Here is a 16953-nt window from a genome sequence, read left to right on the forward strand (position 1 = left end):
CCACGGGCCCGGACCGCCCCGTTCGCGGGTCTTCGGGCCGTCCCGCGGCCCGCCCGGACGGGCTCCGTGGGCCACATTGGCTCTTGACATCGAAGTGTTCGCAGCTCGACACATCGTGCCGTCTCCGGTGGATTGTGTTGCTGCGAACGGCCGACACGCCATAGAGTCGCCAATCATCGGCATGGTGTCACGCTGATCTGTCTAGAAGTTTCCTGGTCACCAAGGAGGTAGGACGACTTGTGAATGAGTCGACATTTTCTCCCGGGGGTGGTCAACCAGGAGCACCTGCGCGGGGCCAGGGGTCCTCGGGGTCCGAGGATGTCGGCTCCGTCGCTGTCCGCACCTTCGCCGCCCACCAGAACGCATCACCGACCACGACAGCCCAACAGAGCATGGACGGCCGCCAAGTGAACGCCATGGCCGGCAACTCGGCGGGCGACGAGTCCGCCGAACTCGCCGACTACAGTGACCCGCACCGCGTCCCCTACGGCGAGCTGCCCGAAGGGCACTTCTACGACCCGGACGCGGAATACGAACCCGACCCCGAGTACGCGGCCACGCTCGCGCCCGACGCCGCACGGCAGCGCCGCGAGCGGATCGGGCCGACCGGGCGCCCGCTTCCGTACTTCCCGATCCCCGGCCCGGTCAACGAACCGGGCCCGGCGAAGATCATCGCGATGTGCAACCAGAAGGGCGGCGTCGGCAAGACGACCTCCGCCATCAACCTGGGTGCGGCGCTCGCGGAGTACGGACGGCGCGTGCTGCTCGTCGACTTCGACCCTCAGGGTGCGCTGTCGGTGGGGCTCGGCGTGAATCCGATGGAGCTCGAACTCACGGTCTACAACCTCCTGATGGAGCGCGGCCTGGCTCCCGACGAGGTGCTGCTGAAGACGGCCGTGGCGGGAATGGACCTGCTGCCGAGTAACATCGACCTCTCGGCGGCCGAAGTTCAGCTCGTCAGCGAGGTCGCCCGCGAGTCGACGCTGCAGCGCGCCCTCCAACCCCTGATGAACGACTACGACTTCATCGTCATCGACTGCCAGCCCTCGCTCGGCCTGCTCACCGTGAACGCGCTCACGGCGGCGCACAAGGTGATCGTTCCGCTGGAGTGCGAGTTCTTCGCGCTGCGCGGTGTCGCCCTGCTCACCGAGACGATCGAGAAGGTGCAGGAGCGGCTCAACCCGGAGCTGGAACTCGACGGCATCCTGGCGACGATGTACGACTCGCGAACGGTGCACAGCCGCGAGGTTCTTGCGCGCGTCGTCGAGGCATTCGACGACAACGTCTACCACACGGTCATCGGCCGTACCGTCCGCTTCCCGGAGACGACCGTCGCGGGTGAACCGATCACGACGTACGCCTCCAACTCCGTCGGTGCAGCCGCGTATCGCCAGCTCGCCAGGGAGGTGCTCGCCCGGTGCCACGCCGAGTGAGTCTTCCTGCAGCTGACGAACTGTTCCGTACGACCGGGGGCTCAGCGGTCCAGCCGTCGTCCCCCGCGAACCAGAACCACGCCAACGGCGAGGAGCCGTCGGGCAAGAGCGCACCGTCCACCACCCGCGTTCCGGCACCGGCCGGCGAACAGGACTCCACGGGCACCGCTGAGGCCACGGCCGACGGTGACGCCGGCGCCCGTACCGAGGACGGCGGGCAGAGCGAGCACAGCGCCGCGGGGGAGGGTGACGACTCCGCCGGTGAGACCGGAGCGGGGCCGGGCGGTGGCCCGGCCACCGCGGGCGGCGGTGAGCATTCGGGCCGTGAGGGCGGCGAAGGCCAGGAGGGCCGGTCCGTACCGCGCCCGGCGGTGCCCGGCCAGGGCACGTCGCAGGCCGCCTCGGGCGGCGGCGGTCAGACGGGCTCGGAAGCCCAGATCCCGTCCCGGCGGACGGGGCAGACGGCTGCGGCCGGCAGCCCCGCGAAGTCACCGCAGCAGCCGAAGAGTCCGCGTGCCGCCGAGCCCAGGAGCCGTCAGCAGGCGGCCGGTTCGCCACGGCGCGGCGGGCGCGGAGCCAACAGGCGCCCGAGCGGCCGCGAGCGGCACGACGAGAAGATCACCGTCTATGTCTCCGCCGAGGAACTGATGGACCTGGAGCATGCACGCCTCGTGCTGCGCGGTGAACACGGCCTGGCCGTGGACCGCGGCCGCATCGTGCGCGAGGCCGTGGCCGTCGTCCTGGCCGATCTGGAATCCCGCGGGGACGCGAGCATCCTCGTACGGCGGCTGCGGGGGCGCTGAAACATTCCTGTGCGCCACCACATCCGAAAGCGCGGGCACATGAGTGAGCCGGAACGCCCTCACCGGCTCCTCCCCAGTACGCTGCCCCGCGATGCCCAGTCCTGACGACAACGCCCGCACGACGCCCCGCGCCGCCCGCCGCTCCCTCGGGCGTGGGCCCGGTACGACGTCGCCTTCGGGCGTGGGGCGCCCCGGGTGGGAGCCGGAGCCCGTCGAGGAGCGGCCGGCCGAGCGGGGACCTGAGCTCGCGGACGGGCCGGAGCCGGAGCCCGGGTCCGGCCCGGAGCCCGGGCCCGAACCGGCGCAGGAGCTTGTACGGGAGCCCGATCCCGTACCGGAAGCGGAAGCCGAGTCCGTACCGGAAGCCGATCCCGTACCGGAGCGGGCGCCCGTGCCCGAAGCGGCGCCCGCGCCAGACGCGGAACCGACGCCCGCGTCAGACGCGGAACCGACGCCCGCGCCTGACGCGGAACCGGTGCCGGATCCTGCGCCGGGTCCGGAGGCAGGAACCGAGTCCGATCCGGAGCCCGTGGAGGAGCAGCAGCAGGAGCCCGGCACGGACTCCGATGCCGCCACCCCCAGCGGCGAGGACCCGGCGCCGCTCGTCCCGGACGGACAGGAGAAGCAGGACGAGGAGCAGCCTGACGACGGGCGCTTCAAGGTCGTGCTGGACAACTTCGAGGGTCCCTTCGACCTCCTTCTGCAACTCATCTCCAAGCACAAGCTGGATGTCACGGAGGTCGCTCTCTCCAAGGTCACCGACGAGTTCATGACGTACATCCACGCCATGGGCCCCGACTGGGACCTCGACCAGACCACCGAATTCCTCGTCGTCGCCTCGACGTTGCTCGATCTGAAGGCCGCGAGGCTGCTGCCCACGGCCGAGGTCGAGGACGAGGCGGACCTCGCGCTCCTGGAGGCCCGCGACCTGCTCTTCGCGCGGCTGCTCCAGTACCGCGCGTACAAGGAGATCGCCGGGATCTTCGCCGGGCGGATGGCGCAGGAGGCGCACCGCCACCCCCGTACGGTCGGCCTCGAGCCGCATCACGCGGAGCTGCTGCCCGAAGTGGCCATCAGCATCGGCCCGGAGGGCTTCGCACGCCTCGCGGTGAAGGCGATGCAGCCGAAGCCGAAGCCGCAGGTGTACGTCGAGCACATCCACGCACCCCTGGTGAGCGTGCGCGAGCAGGCCGAGGTCGTGGTGGCCCTGCTGCGGGAGCTCGGCGAGGTCAGCTTCCAGCGGCTCACGCAGGACGCCCCGGACACACTGACCGTCGTCGCCCGCTTCCTCGCCCTGCTGGAACTCTTCCGCGAGCGGGCGGTGTCCCTCGAACAGGAGGAGGCGCTCGGGGTGCTCACCGTCCGCTGGAGCGGCGAGGAGGGCAAGGAACCCCTGGTGACGGACGAGTTCGACCAGGAACCCGGACAGCAGGACGAGGCGGGGAACTCCCGGAGGCAGCCGGCCTCCGAGGAGGAATCCGGACGGCAGGACGAAAAGCACGAGCCGCAGCGGGAGCCGGCGCCTGACAAGGAAGCCGAACGGCAGGACCAGGCGCAGGAGTCCGTGGCAGAGGAGGAGTCCGGACGCCAGGACGAGCAGGAGTCCCGACAGCACGACGAGCGGGAGCCCCGGCAGGAGTCCGCGTCCGAGGAGGAGATGCAGCCATGAGCGAGGAGACGTACGAGATCCAGGAGGCGGGGGCGGAAGCGGCGGACGAGCCGGTGCTCGCGGCGGAGGCTGCCGCGCAGGCGGGCAACAGCGAGACGCACGCGGATGCCGGCGGGCCGGACCCCGATGACCCCGACGCCGGCGATCCCGAGGACGTCGACGGAGTCGCCGCACTGGAGCTGAAGCCCGCCCTGGAAGCCGTCCTCATGGTCGTCGACGAGCCGGCCACCGAGGAGCACCTGGCGAAGGTGTTGCAGCGCCGGCGGCGCGAGATCTCGGACGCTCTGCGGGAACTGGCCGACGAATACGACCGCCAGCACCGGGGCTTCGAGCTGCGTCTGGTCGCGGAGGGGTGGCGCTTCTACACGCGGGCCGAATACTCCGAGGCCGTGGAGAGCTTCGTTCTCGACGGACAGCAGGCGCGGCTGACGCAGGCGGCGCTGGAGACGCTGGCCGTCGTCGCCTACCGCCAGCCCGTGAGCCGGTCCAGGGTCTCCGCCGTGCGCGGAGTCAACTGCGACGGCGTGATGCGCACCCTCCTTCAGCGGGGGCTGGTCGAGGAGTCGGGCGCGGAACCCGAGACAGGTGCGATCCTGTACACGACGACGCATTACTTCCTGGAGCGGCTGGGTCTTCGCGGCCTGGACGAGCTCCCGGAGCTGGCGCCCTTCCTTCCCGAGGCGGACGCCGTCGAGGGGGACTCACAGGAGGGCATGCCGTCGTTCGACGTAGATGACAGCGGCGACGAAGTCCACGACAGAACGCAGACGGAACACTGATGCGAAGCAGCGGCAACACCGGCGGCAATCGTAAGAACAGGGGCTCTGGCGGCAAGCAGTCCCCCCGGGCAGCCGGAGGGGGCGGAGGCAGGCAGAAGCGGACGGACCGTCCGCGCCCGGAGGAGCGCCGCTACGGCAAGGGGGAGCAGCGTGCCGCGGACGGCGGCGCCAAGCAGGGCGGGGGCAAGCCCGCCCGGAAGTCCGCGCAGGGCCCGTCCAGGAGCACGCCGAAGGCCGCCGGGAAGAAGGCGTCCGCGGCCGGCACCGGCAGCGGCGCGAAGAGTGGCGCGAAGGGCGGCCCCAAGAGCGCCACGGCCCGCGGAGCGGCGGCGAGGAGCGTCGCGGCGAAGAACGCCGCCAAGAGCGGCCCGCGCAAGGTCACCGGCAGCGGCGCTCCCAAGGCCCGCGCCCGCAACGCCTCAGCGCCCTCGCGCCCCCGCGAGTACGAGGCGCAGGTCGAGGAGCGCAACCGCGCCCGTCACACCGGACCCGCCCGGAAGCTCCCGAAGACCTTCGGCGAGCAGGAGGGCGAGCGGCTGCAGAAGGTACTGGCCCGTGCCGGCATGGGCTCGCGCCGCGCCTGCGAGGAGCTGATCGAGCGGGCCAGGGTCGAGGTCAACGGCAGCATCGTCGTCGAACAGGGCGTCCGCGTGGACCCCGACAAGGACGAGATCAAGGTCGACGGTCTGACCATCGCCTCCCAGTCACAGGTCTTCTTCGCGCTCAACAAGCCCTCGGGCGTGGTCGCGTCGATGGAGGACCCGGAGGGGCGCCAGTGCCTGGGGGACTACGTCCAGAACCGGGAGACCCGCCTCTTCCACGTCGGGCGTCTCGACACCGAGACCGAGGGCCTCATACTCCTCACCAACCACGGTGAGCTGGCCCACCGGCTCACCCACCCCCGCTACGGCGTGAAGAAGACCTATCTCGCCGCGATCCAGGGCCCTCTGCCGCGCGACCTCGGCAAGCGTCTGAAGGACGGCATCAAGCTGGACGACGGCTACGCGCGCGCCGACCACTTCCGGGTCGTGGAGAACACCGGCAAGAACTACCTCGTGGAGGTCTCCCTGCACGAGGGCCGCAAGCACATCGTGCGCCGCATGCTCGCCGAGGCGGGCTTCCCCGTCGAACGGCTCGTGCGCACGCGCTTCGGGCCCATCGCGCTGGGCGACCAGAAGTCCGGATGGCTGCGCCGCATGACGAACACCGAGGTCGGCATGCTGATGAAGGAGGTCGGTCTCTAGACCGCGGCCTTGGCGCTGCGCCGCGGGACCCGGCGTCTCAGTGTTCGGTCCGCCCGGACGCCGGTTCCCCGTGCCGATCTACGCTGGGCGGTCGGCACGGACATCCGGCCACAGAAGTCACCAAGCAGCACGGCGGCACGGAGCGGCAGGGAGCGGGGCAGGCGTGGCGGTACGAGCGGTACGGGGAGCCGTACAGCTGGAGAGGGACGAGTCGGGCCACATGCACGATCAGGTCTCCGCGCTGATGACCAGCGTCCTGGAGCGCAACGGCCTCACCGCGGACGACCTCATAAGTGTCTGGTTCACGGCCACCCCCGACCTGCACAGCGACTTTCCGGCGGCAGGCGCACGTAAGCTCGGAATCGTGGACGTGCCGCTGATCTGCGCACAGGAACTCGACATCGCCGGGGCCATGCCGCGTGTGGTGCGCGTGATGGCGCACGTGGAGTCGGATCTGCCCAAGTCGCAGATCAACCACGTCTACCTCGGGGCCGCAGCAGAACTCCGCAAGGACATCGCCCAGTAATGCGTACAGCTCTCGTCGTCGGCACAGGTCTCATCGGCACCTCCGCGGCGCTCGCCCTCACCGGACGCGGCGTGCGGGTGCACCTGAGCGACGTCGACCCGGAGCGCGTCCGTACGGCAACGGCCCTCGGTGCCGGTGTCGAGGACGAGCCGGAGGAGCCGGTCGACCTCGCGATCGTGGCCGTGCCGCCGGCGCACGTGGCCCGCGTCCTCGCCGACGTGCAGCGCCGCGGTCTCGCCCGCGGCTGCATCGACGTGGCCAGCGTCAAGGGCGGGCCCCGCCGTGAGGTCGTCGAACTGGGCGGTGACCTCGTCAGCTACCTGGGCAGCCACCCCATGTCGGGCCGGGAGCAGAACGGACCGCTCGCCGCCACCGCCGACCTCTTCGAGGGCCGGCCCTGGGTGCTCACACCCACGGGCGAGACCGACACCGAGGTGCTCAACCTCGCGCTGGAACTGATCGCCCTGTGCGGCGCGGTCCCCGTGGTCATGGACGCCGATGCGCACGACAGGGCCGTCGCGCTGGTCTCTCACACCCCGCAGCTGCTCTCCAGCATGATCGCGGCCCGTCTGGAGACCGCGGACGAGACGGCCGTGCGCCTGTGCGGTCAGGGCATCCGGGACGTCACCCGCATCGCCGCCTCCGACCCCGCGATGTGGGTGGAGATCCTCTCCGCCAACCCCGGCCCCGTGGCGGACATCCTCGCCGACGTGGCGAGCGATCTCGACGAGGCCGTGCGGTCGCTGCGCGCGCTCGGCTCGGCCGACGAGGAGAAGCGGGGCGGCGGAGTCACCGGCATCGAGAGCGTGCTGCGCCGCGGCAACTCCGGCCGTGCCCGGGTGCCGGGCAAGCACGGCCAGGCACCGGCCGCCTACCGGACGGTGGCGGTCCTCATCAGCGACCGGCCGGGAGAGCTGGCACGGATCTTCGCGGACGCAGGGGCTGTCGGCGTCAACATTGAGGACGTGCGCATCGAGCACGCGACGGGACAGCAGGCCGGTCATGTGCAGCTGATGGTCGAGCCCGGCGCCGCATCGGTGCTGGAAGCGGCGCTGCGCGAGCGGGGCTGGGCCCTCCGGCAGCAGTGAACGCGGCCGTCCGGCCGTGCGGGGACGGGCCGGGAGGGGCCGGGGCGGTGCGAGGGCGGCGGGAATGAGCCCGTCGCCGAGCCGGTAGCCTGGTGCCTGGGCCGGTACGGCACGGCCCTGCCCGCTCTGCCCGTGTTCGAGAAAGGTCCCCCACAGCGTGTCTGCAGTGATTGTCGCCATCGACGGCCCCTCCGGCACGGGCAAGTCCAGCACCTCCAAGGCGGTCGCGGCGGCGCTCGGTCTCAGTTACCTGGACACGGGCGCCCAGTACAGGGCGGTCACCTGGTGGATGCTGACCAACGGTGTGCCCGTGGACGACTCGGCGGCGGTCGCGGCAGCCGCCGAACGGCCCGTGATCGTCTCGGGTACCGACCCGGCCGCCCCCACCATCTCGGTCGACGGGACGGACGCATCAGGCCCGATCCGTACCAAGGAGGTCACCTCTGCGGTCAGCGCCGTCAGCGCCGTCCCCGAGGTGCGAGCCGTCATCACCGCGCTCCAGCGTTCCATCGCCGCCGAGGCGGTCGGCGGCATCGTCGTCGAGGGGCGGGACATCGGCACGACCGTCCTCCCCGACGCGGACCTCAAGATCTTCCTCACCGCCTCGCCCGAGGCCCGGGCGTCCCGCCGCAGCGGCGAGCTGAAGGGCAAGGAGGCCACGGATCTCTCGGCAACCCGCGAGGCACTGATCAAGCGGGACGCGGCCGACAGCGGCCGCAAGGCGTCCCCGCTGAAGATGGCGGACGACGCCGTCGAGGTGGACACCACCCCGCTCACGCTGGAGCAGGTCGTCGAGTGCGTCGTGACGCTGGTCGAGAAGGCCGTCTCCGCGAAGCAGGGCCGCGACGGCGAGAACGGCCGGAGCAGCGGTTCCGGCCGGGCCGCCGAGGGTGCCGATGAGAAGGCGGGGCAGATCTCCAAGTGACATCGACCGGCTCCGTGCCCGGTACGCGAGGGGCGGCGGTGGGGCGCCGGATCGGCCTGGGCGTGATGCACGGTCTGTGGCGTCCGCGCGTTCTGGGTGCGGCGCGCGTACCGCCGAGCGGGCCCGCGATCCTGGCCGTCAACCACTCGCACTTCATAGACGGCCCGATGCTGATGGGCACGGCTCCGCGCCCTGTGCACTTCCTCATCAAGCAGGAGATGTTCAAAGGGCCTCTCGGCTCGTTCCTCCACGGCATCTCACAGATCCCGGTCGACCGCGGCAGCACGGACCGTGCCGCGGTCCTCGGGGCTCTGGGTGTCCTGGAGCGCGGCGGGGTGATGGGCATCTTTCCCGAAGGCACCCGCGGCGAGGGGGACTTCGCCTCCCTGCGCTCGGGGCTGGCCTACTTCGCCGTACGCTCGGGTGCGCCCGTCGTCCCGGTCGCGGTGCTCGGCAGCAACGACCGCCCGGGCCGGCTCGTCAAGGCCCTCCCGGCACTGCGCAGCCGCATCGACGTCGTCTTCGGCGACCCGTTCGAGGCGGGCGACGGCAGCGGCAGGCGCACGCGGGCGGCGCTGGACGAGGCCACCGTGCGGATCCAGAGCCGGCTCACGGACCACCTGGCGGAAGCGAGGCGCCGCACGGAGCGCTGACGGCGCCCGGCGCCGGAAACGGGCTCCGCGCGCTGCCGTCCGTACGGGCACCTCGTACGGCACGGCATCCGGCGGCCGCGGCCCGGCAGACTTGCAGTAGCCGTTGTGCGGAGCGCCCCGCACAACGGCAGACCACCTGAACTTGAACGACGAGGACGAGACCGCATGGACGAGAAGGAACAGCACGGCGTTTACGAGCCCGGGCATGACCACGGTGAGCTCGGCGACGCCGAGTTCGACCGGTTCATGGAACTCGCGGCCGAAGAGGGCTTCGACGCCGAGGAGGTCGAGGGCGCACTCGAGGAGGCCTCGCACGGCCCTCTCCCGGTGCTGGCCGTCATCGGCCGCCCCAACGTCGGGAAGTCGACCCTGGTGAACCGGGTCCTCGGCAGGCGCGAAGCAGTCGTGGAGGACCGTCCCGGAGTGACCCGCGACCGCGTGACGTACGAGGCCGAGTGGGCCGGCCGCCGCTTCAAGATCGTCGACACCGGCGGCTGGGAGCAGGACGTGCTCGGCATGGAGGCCACGGTCGCCGCCCAGGCGGAGTTCGCCGTCGAGGCGGCGGACGCGGTGGTGCTCGTCGTGGACGCCCAGGTCGGCGCGACGGACACCGATGAGGCCGTCGTGCGGATGCTCCGCAAGGCCGGGAAGCCCGTGGTGCTCTGCGCGAACAAGGTCGACGGCCCGACCGGGGAGGCCGACGCGACCTTTCTGTGGGGGCTCGGCCTCGGCGAGCCGCACCCGGTCTCGGCGCTGCACGGACGCGGTACGGGCGACCTGCTCGACGAGGTGCTGGATGCTCTGCCGGAGGCGCCCGAGCAGACCTTCGGCGGCGTCGGGGCCGGCGGCCCGCGGCGGGTCGCGCTCATCGGCCGTCCGAACGTCGGCAAGTCCTCGCTGCTGAACAAGGTCGCCAAGGAGGACCGCGTCGTCGTCGACGCGACCGCCGGCACCACGCGCGACCCGGTGGACGAGCTGATCGAACTGGCCGGAAAGAACTGGATGTTCGTGGACACCGCCGGCATCCGCCGCCGTGTCCACCTCCAGGAGGGCGCCGACTACTACGCCTCGCTGCGCACCGCGGCCGCGCTGGAGAAGGCCGAGGTCGCGGTCGTACTGATCGATGTGACCGAGCCGATCAGCGTGCAGGACCTGCGCATCATCACCATGGCGGTGGAGGCGGGGCGCGCCCTCGTCATCGCGTACAACAAGTGGGACAACCTCGACGAGGAGCGCCGCTTCTATCTGGAGCGGGAGATCGAGCGGGACCTGGTCCAGGTCCGCTGGGCGCCGCGTGTGAACATCTCCGCCCGCACCGGGCGGCACATGGAGAAGCTGGTGCCCGCCATCGAGACGGCCCTTGGGGGCTGGGAGACGCGGGTGCCGACGGGGAAGCTGAACTCGTTCCTCGGCGAGATCGTCGCCTCCCACCCCCACCCGGTACGCGGCGGCAAGCAGCCCCGCATCCTCTTCGGGACGCAGGCCGGCACTCGTCCGCCGCGTTTCGTGCTGTTCGCCTCGGGCTTCCTGGAGGCGGGCTACCGCCGCTTCGTGGAGCGCCGGCTGCGCGAGGAGTTCGGGTTCGAAGGGACGCCGATCCACATCTCGGTGCGGGTGCGGGAGAAGCGCGGCAAGAGGAAGTAGCGGCCGGGAGCCGGGGCGTGGGACACGACCCACGGCCCGGTTCTCGGGCCGTGGCCGGGATCAGTACGCCTGACCGTCCCGCGGACCCGGTGGCAGGGCCGCCGGTACGCGGGTGCTGCGTCGCGGCAGTGAGTCGTGCTGCCAGCCTTCGTTGCCCCAGCTGCCGGTGCCGTGCACGGTGCCGAAGCCCTCGAAGCGAAGTTCCTCCTCGCCGGTCCGGTCGCCGGGCAGCGTACGGAAGAGCCTGCTGTACTCCGCGTACAGCGCGTCGTAAATGGGCGTGGCGGAGGCGCTGTTCGCTCTCGAATCGTGGCCGGTTCGCATGGCAGGGATGCCTGGGCCGGGGCCTCTGTAGGGACGGGGAGCTCGGGAAGGTTCGTAAGGTTGCACGTCTGGGCCAACGACGGCGCCGCCCCGCGGATGCGGGGCGGCGCGACGAATGACCTGTTCGCAGCGGTGGGCTGTGGTCCGTACGTGCGAAGCCGTACGGACCGAACGGGTCGCCCCGGGCTCCGTCAGGATCCGGCGAGCGGCATGGCCGCCGCGACGAGGACGCCCTGAGCCGCGGCCTGCACCAGTGCCTCGCGCAGCAGGTCCTCACGTGGCTGCTGGCCGATGGAGCCGACGGGAGCGGCGTAGACGAGAACCGAGTTGCTCTGGTTCGCGGCGGTGCGCCATCCGTCGGTGACCGGCAGCGCCTCGTGCGCCTGCCACCAGATGTTCTGCTGGAGGCTTGCTCCCGCGGGCGGCTGCAGGATCGCGTGCAGCTGGCCCATCGCGACGAGGACCGACCAGCCCGGCACCGGAGCCGGGGTCTGGGTGAGCCCCGTGACGGGCATGAAGCCCTGCTCGACCAGGAGCGGCAGGAAGTCGTCGCCGCGTCCGTCGGATCCGGGGCGGGCGACGCGGGCCGTCGGTTCGACGACGACGGCCGCGTGCAGGGTGTCGTTGATCAGGACCTGCCCGCAGGTGACGCCGAGCACGGCGCGCTCCGGGGCCGGGTGCCCCGTGCCGCCCGGGTGGACCGGGCCAGGCGCGGGAGCCTGGGCGTAGGACGGGCCGTACTGGGGCGTCTGCGGGGCGGCGTATGCGCCGGGTGCCGGCGGTGGCGGCGGTGGCGGCGGCGACACGGGCGCGGGCGCCGGTGCGGGTACGGACGGTGCCGGTGGCGCGGCATGCGAGGCGGCCGGCGGCGCGGCATGCGTGGCCGCCGCGGCGTCGGCGGTGATCGTGCGGACCGCGCCCTGTACCTCCTCCTCGGAGACCTTGACCACCTGCGACGGGACGCACGTGGCGTGCGCGAACGCGAGCACCGCGGTTTCCTCGCCCACGAACAGGACTGTGCTGGTGGGGACTTGGCCCGTGTCGCCCGGAGCGCGACACGAGGTGCAGTCGTAGCTGCCCGGGGCGTTGTCGCCCGTGAGCAGCCGGTTGGCTTCGTCATCGCCGATCTCGGCGCGTACGTCGTCGCTGACATCGAGCATGGGGGACACGGGGGGCTCCCTGGGCGTTCGGTTCTTGTCCGTATGAACAACGGGGGAGCCGTGGTCCCGGTCACGCGCGATCGGACGCGTAATCAAACCGCCGCCGACGAACCGGCCGAGAGCGGAGAACGCCGCAACTGCCGATGGGGTTCCAGGATCTTCTTCACGATGTCGGAACTCTTCTGGAACAAAACCCTATTGCGTCCAACCATCACGATCGCGTGCCCGTCTAGCAAGTGACCGAGGAGTAGTTGGGGGAACGAACGCTCTACATGTGTAGGAGTCGGGGCAATGCACATCTCGTTTTTGATCAACAGCGGGTACGGCATGGGGGGAACCATCCGCACCACGTTCAATCTGGCGCGGACGCTTGCCGAGCAGCACGACGTGGAGGTCGTCTCGGTCTTCCGGTACCGGGACAAGCCCTTCTTCGACCCGGGGCCGCGCGTGCGGCTGCGGTCCCTGGTCGACATGCGCCGGCACAGTCCCGGCTACGAGGGGGACGATCCCCAACACGCGCTGCCGTCGCGGAAGTTCCCGCGCGGCGACGGCCGGCATCCGCAGTACAGCGCGCTGACCGACCACCGGATCGGCGAGCACCTGGGGAACACCACGGCGGACGTCGTCGTCGGCACGCGGCCCGGGCTCAACGCGCAGATAGCCCGTCAGACCCGCCGCGGACCGGCTCGACTGGGACAGGAACACCTCACGCTCTCCACGCACTCGGCGCGTCTGAAGCTGATGCTCCGCGCCACCTATCCACGGCTGGACGCGGTCACCACGGTCACCGAGGCCGACGCCCGTGACTACCGCCGCATGATGCGGCTCCCCGGCGTACGGATCCAGGCCCTGCCCAACAGCGTGCCCGCGCCCGACGTCAGGCCCTCCGACGGCACGGGCAAGTGGGTCGTCGCCGCCGGACGGCTCGCCCCCGCCAAGCGTTACGACGTGCTGATACGGGCATTCGGCGAGGCCGTCGTCGAACGCCCGGACTGGGGGCTGCGCATATACGGCTCGGGGCGCGAGCGTGACCGGCTGCGCGAGCTGATCGACGAACTCGGCCTGTACAACCACGTGTTCCTGATGGGTCCGGCACATCCCATCGAGGCCGAGTGGGCCAAGGGCGCGATCGGAGCAGTGACTTCGAGCCTGGAGTCGTTCGGCATGACCATCGTCGAGGCCATGCGGTGCGGGCTGCCGGTCGTGGCCACCGACTGCCCCCACGGACCGGGCGAGATCATCCGCGACGGCGTCGACGGGTTCCTGGCCCCCGTGGGCGACGTGCCGTCGATCTCCCGCGCCCTGCTGCGACTCATGAACGACGACGCGCTGCGTCAGCGGATGGGGAGGGCGGCGCTCGACTCGTCCGCCCGCTTCGACCCGGCCCAAGTGGGTGAGCGCTACGAGGACTTGATGACCGCTCTCGTCAACCGCCGCGGCGGTGCGCTGCACAGGGCACGCGGAGTGCTGCTCGGCGGCGCCTACGCGGCCAAGGACGCCCTCAGGGGCGCGGGACTCGCACTGCAAGGAGGACGCGCATGACCACGTACGTCGCCGGCGAACCCGGAGCAATGGGAACCGCCGTCCCTGCCGCGGCTGTTGCGGGAGCCTCGGCTGGGGGCGCGCCGCCCGCTCCCGCGGGAAGAGCCACGAGGACGGGACGCAGAGCGCGCACAGGGCGGACAGGGCGTGCAGAGAAGGCACAGAGGTCCGGCAGCACACGCTCGGCGGACAGGAACGGCAGAGCTGCGGGGAACGGCCGCCACGACGCGTCCGCGCACTCCCCGGCGTCCGGCCCCAAGCCCGGGATCGTGCGTCCGCGCGCCGACTGCACCGCCGACAGCGCGGGAGGGCTCACCTTCGACGTACGGCTGACCGACGGACGGGCCACGGCCGCTGTCTCCGCGACCGGGGATGCCGCCCTGCTGCTCCGCCTGCGGGGCGGCGAACGACCCGAGGACACCGTCCGGTTGCCGCTGGGGCCGGCGGAGACCGAGGGCACCCTCCGTGCCGTGCTGCCCAGCATCATGAGCCTTTCCGAGGGGCGGTGGGACGCCTATGTCGCCCTCGACGGCGGGGCGCCGCGCAGGCTGCTGCCCGGCGTGCACGACCTGCGGTCGCTGATCGGCCGCGTACCGCGCCAGGGGCGCACCTGGCTGGGCGTCCGCATCCCGTACGCCACCAAGTACGGGAATCTCACGGTGCGTTCTTGGCTGCGCTGGCCGCACGCCGAGGCGGGTCCGCTGTGCGTTTCGGACGGCTGCGTGGTGCTGCAGGGGAGGCTGTACGGCGCCCGGCTCTCGGCCACCGCGCGTCTTGAGGCGCATCCCCGCGATGCGGTTCGGGATCCCGTGAGCGTTCCCCTTCTCCTTGACGGGGCGGAACCCGGTAAGCCGGATGGAGGGAGCGGCGACCGCGCGGACCACGCGGCCGGCTTCACGGCCCGACTGCCCCTGGCCGCCGTCTCGTCCGAGCACCGGGCGTGGGACCTGTGGATACGCCCCTCGACCGGTGAGGCGCCGGTCCGGCTCGCCCGGATTCTGGACGACGTGCCGGACAAGGGGCAGATCTTCAGCTATCCGCCGCAGCGTGTGACCGGCCAGGACGGTGAACCCCGCTCCGTCAGGCCCTACTACACGCCCGACAACGACCTGTCCGTACGGGTGAGTTGCGAAGGGGCCGTGTAAAACCCGTAAGGGGGGCACCCGTTGCGCCAGGAGGTGTTAAGCGAATGGTTCCGATTCTGCTCGTGCTGCTTCTGGCGTTGATACTTTTCGGCGCCGGCTTCGCACTCAAGGCTCTGTGGTGGATCGCAGTGGCGGTCCTGGTGATCTGGCTGCTCGGCTTCCTGCTGCGCAGCACCAATGCCGGGGGGACGAGGGCCCGCTGGTATCGCTGGTAGCGATCCGGACGCGGCCGCAAGCACGACCTCGTCCACGACTCATGGAGCACTCGCGAGTCTGTCACCTGTTGCGGACAGAAGGTGTCCGCAACAGGTGACAGACTCATTTGCATGGTCGAGACCTCCGCACGGCTGCTCCGCCTGCTGTCCCTGCTGCAGTCCCCGCGCGAATGGTCGGGCTCCGAGCTCGCCGAGCGCCTCGGAGTCACTCCCCGAACCGTCCGCCGCGACGTGGACCGGCTCCGCGGCCTGGGCTACCCCGTGCACTCGAGCACCGGGACAGCGGGTGGTTACCAACTGGGCGCCGGGGCCCAGCTGCCTCCGCTCCTGCTCGACGACGAGGAAGCCGTGGCCGTCGCTGTCGGTCTGCGGGGCGCCGCGGGCGGGGGAGTACAGGGCATCGAGGAGTCCTCCATGCGTGCGCTGGCCAAGCTCGAACAGGTGCTGCCGCACCGGCTGCGCCGCCGGGTGAACGCCCTGAACGCCTACACCGTCCCGATGACGCGGGCGTATCAGGGACCCGCCGCCGAACCGGCGGTGATCACCGAACTCGCCCACGCCTGCCGCGATCACCAGCAACTCCGGTTCTCGTACGAGACACATGAGGGCACCACCACCCGCCGCATCGTCGAACCGCACCGGCTGGTCAGCACCTACAGGCGCTGGTACCTGGTCGGCTGGGACACGGAGCGGCAGGACTGGCGCACCTTCCGGGTCGACCGCATCACGCTCACGCCTCCGCACGGCCCTCTCTTCGCTCCCCGCACCCCGCCGGCCGAGGACCTGGCGGCATGGGTGTCCGAAGGCGTGGCCGTCAGGGCCTACGCGGAGCAGGTGACGGTGCTGCTGCGGGTGCCGATCGATCGTGCGGCCGAGGTGGTGACGCTGTCGACGGGGACCCTGGAGGCGGTGGACGAGCACAGCTGTCTGCTCCGTACCGGCGGCCCGTCGCTGGAAGTGATCCTTCCGTACATCCTGATGCTCGGATTCGACTTCGAAGTACGCGCCCCAGAAGGGTTGTTCTCGCAGGTCAGACTGTTGCGGGACAGGCTGGACGGCGCTCTTGGCGGAAGCTGAGTGCTCTTCGACTTCTTCGCTCCGTTCCCCTTCCTTCTGACCCTTCCTCTTCTTCCTTCGGGACCGCGAGTCCATCGAGAGGAGCGGGGCGGGAAGGCTCGTTACGCCGGAATTGTGCAAGCGGTTGCGACGCACAAGTTCCGGACGCCTCCGGAGCGTTACCGGATCTCGGTCACAAGGCGAATTTGCGGAGCCTCACAATTCCTGACGGCGTGTCCGCCGTAGAATTCCCGTGGACGATTCCGAGTGCGGCGAAGAGCGGAATGCGGGTTGCCGAAGTGACCACCTACGAGTGACACGGTGAACGGTGAAGCGAACGGCGGCTCTTGTGACAAGAGTGTGACGAGCTGACGATACGGCCCGGACTTCCGGCGGTACGGTGGCGGCATGGCACCGGAATCCGCAGCCCAGGACAACCCGCAGGACGACCCCGAGAGCTACGTGGGACTCACGGCGGAGGCGGCCGAGGAGCAGGCGTACGCGCGCGGCTGGACCACCGTGCGTTCCCTGCCTCCGGACGCGATCATCACCATGGAGTACCTGAGCGGGCGGCTGAACTTCGCCGTCGAGAAGGACACCGGCAACGTCGTGCGCTGCTGGAAGGGCTGAGCCCCGCACGGACCGGACCGGCATCCGCCCGCCACGAAACGGTGCGGGGACCGGCCCGTCCGCGCCGGACGGTCGTCACACGGCGAGCGGCCCCGGCGCCCACCACAGGGCGCCGGG

General features: G+C 71.1%; 17 protein-coding genes. 15 read left to right on the top strand and 2 right to left on the bottom strand.

Annotated elements, in window-relative coordinates:
• Positions 1-239 precede the first annotated feature (239 nt).
• The 10 genes from G4Z16_RS27735 (at position 240) to der (ending at position 10764) form a co-directional block, all read left to right on the top strand.
• Positions 240-1433 (top strand): ParA family protein, encoded by a 1194-nt coding sequence (locus G4Z16_RS27735; RefSeq protein ID WP_197353341.1) that lies wholly within the window; start codon positions 240-242, stop codon positions 1431-1433.
• The gene (locus G4Z16_RS27740) at positions 1430-2236 is read left to right on the top strand and encodes a hypothetical protein (protein WP_197353342.1); all 807 of its coding nucleotides are present in this window, start codon (positions 1430-1432) and stop codon (positions 2234-2236) included. The genes G4Z16_RS27735 and G4Z16_RS27740 overlap by 4 nt, the downstream gene beginning before the upstream one ends.
• A gap of 91 nt (positions 2237-2327) precedes the next feature.
• Positions 2328-3905: a segregation/condensation protein A gene (locus tag G4Z16_RS27745; RefSeq protein ID WP_197353343.1), complete on the top strand. Its 1578-nt coding sequence runs from the start codon at positions 2328-2330 to the stop codon at positions 3903-3905.
• The gene (gene scpB, locus G4Z16_RS27750; RefSeq protein WP_197353344.1) at positions 3902-4684 is read left to right on the top strand and encodes an SMC-Scp complex subunit ScpB; all 783 of its coding nucleotides are present in this window, start codon (positions 3902-3904) and stop codon (positions 4682-4684) included. Before G4Z16_RS27745 ends, scpB begins: the two co-directional genes overlap by 4 nt.
• The gene (locus tag G4Z16_RS27755) at positions 4684-5928 is read left to right on the top strand and encodes a pseudouridine synthase (RefSeq protein ID WP_197353345.1); all 1245 of its coding nucleotides are present in this window, start codon (positions 4684-4686) and stop codon (positions 5926-5928) included. Before scpB ends, G4Z16_RS27755 begins: the two co-directional genes overlap by 1 nt.
• A gap of 163 nt (positions 5929-6091) precedes the next feature.
• Entirely contained in the window at positions 6092-6454 is a 363-nt protein-coding gene (aroH, locus tag G4Z16_RS27760; RefSeq protein ID WP_197353346.1) for a chorismate mutase, read from the top strand.
• Positions 6454-7542: a prephenate dehydrogenase gene (locus tag G4Z16_RS27765; protein WP_197353347.1), complete on the top strand. Its 1089-nt coding sequence runs from the start codon at positions 6454-6456 to the stop codon at positions 7540-7542. The genes aroH and G4Z16_RS27765 overlap by 1 nt, the downstream gene beginning before the upstream one ends.
• Before the next feature lie 157 nt (positions 7543-7699).
• Complete coding sequence (gene cmk, locus G4Z16_RS27770) at positions 7700-8467, top strand: (d)CMP kinase (RefSeq protein WP_197353348.1); 768 nt, start codon at positions 7700-7702, stop codon at positions 8465-8467.
• A 65-nt stretch (positions 8468-8532) separates the two neighbouring features.
• Complete coding sequence (locus G4Z16_RS27775) at positions 8533-9120, top strand: lysophospholipid acyltransferase family protein (protein ID WP_197354965.1); 588 nt, start codon at positions 8533-8535, stop codon at positions 9118-9120.
• Positions 9121-9285: 165 nt separating this feature from the next.
• Positions 9286-10764: a ribosome biogenesis GTPase Der gene (gene der / locus G4Z16_RS27780; protein ID WP_197353349.1), complete on the top strand. Its 1479-nt coding sequence runs from the start codon at positions 9286-9288 to the stop codon at positions 10762-10764.
• 60 nt (positions 10765-10824) lie between these two features.
• Here the strand turns inward: der and G4Z16_RS27785 are convergent, their stop codons facing one another.
• Positions 10825-11088, bottom strand: a complete 264-nt coding sequence (locus G4Z16_RS27785) for a hypothetical protein (RefSeq protein WP_246531102.1) — start codon at positions 11086-11088, stop codon at positions 10825-10827.
• A 191-nt stretch (positions 11089-11279) separates the two neighbouring features.
• Positions 11280-12248: a hypothetical protein gene (locus tag G4Z16_RS27790; RefSeq protein WP_197354966.1), complete on the bottom strand. Its 969-nt coding sequence runs from the start codon at positions 12246-12248 to the stop codon at positions 11280-11282.
• Positions 12249-12539: 291 nt separating this feature from the next.
• On the opposite strand from G4Z16_RS27790, the gene G4Z16_RS27795 reads away from it, so the two are divergent.
• The 5 genes from G4Z16_RS27795 to G4Z16_RS27815 all read left to right on the top strand — a co-directional run bounded on the left by G4Z16_RS27795 (position 12540) and on the right by G4Z16_RS27815 (position 16836).
• Complete coding sequence (locus G4Z16_RS27795) at positions 12540-13790, top strand: glycosyltransferase family 4 protein (protein WP_197353351.1); 1251 nt, start codon at positions 12540-12542, stop codon at positions 13788-13790.
• 269 nt (positions 13791-14059) lie between these two features.
• Positions 14060-14935, top strand: a complete 876-nt coding sequence (locus tag G4Z16_RS27800) for a hypothetical protein (protein WP_197353352.1) — start codon at positions 14060-14062, stop codon at positions 14933-14935.
• 44 nt (positions 14936-14979) lie between these two features.
• Complete coding sequence (locus G4Z16_RS27805; RefSeq protein WP_028436371.1) at positions 14980-15150, top strand: hypothetical protein; 171 nt, start codon at positions 14980-14982, stop codon at positions 15148-15150.
• 111 nt (positions 15151-15261) lie between these two features.
• A complete protein-coding gene (locus G4Z16_RS27810) occupies positions 15262-16227 on the top strand; it encodes a helix-turn-helix transcriptional regulator (protein WP_197353353.1) in 966 nt (321 codons plus the stop codon).
• Positions 16228-16614: 387 nt separating this feature from the next.
• Complete coding sequence (locus G4Z16_RS27815; protein ID WP_197353354.1) at positions 16615-16836, top strand: hypothetical protein; 222 nt, start codon at positions 16615-16617, stop codon at positions 16834-16836.
• The last annotated feature ends 117 nt before the right edge of the window (positions 16837-16953 follow it).

Origin of the sequence: Streptomyces bathyalis (genome assembly GCF_015910445.1) — a bacterium.
GTDB lineage: Bacteria > Actinomycetota > Actinomycetes > Streptomycetales > Streptomycetaceae > Streptomyces > Streptomyces bathyalis.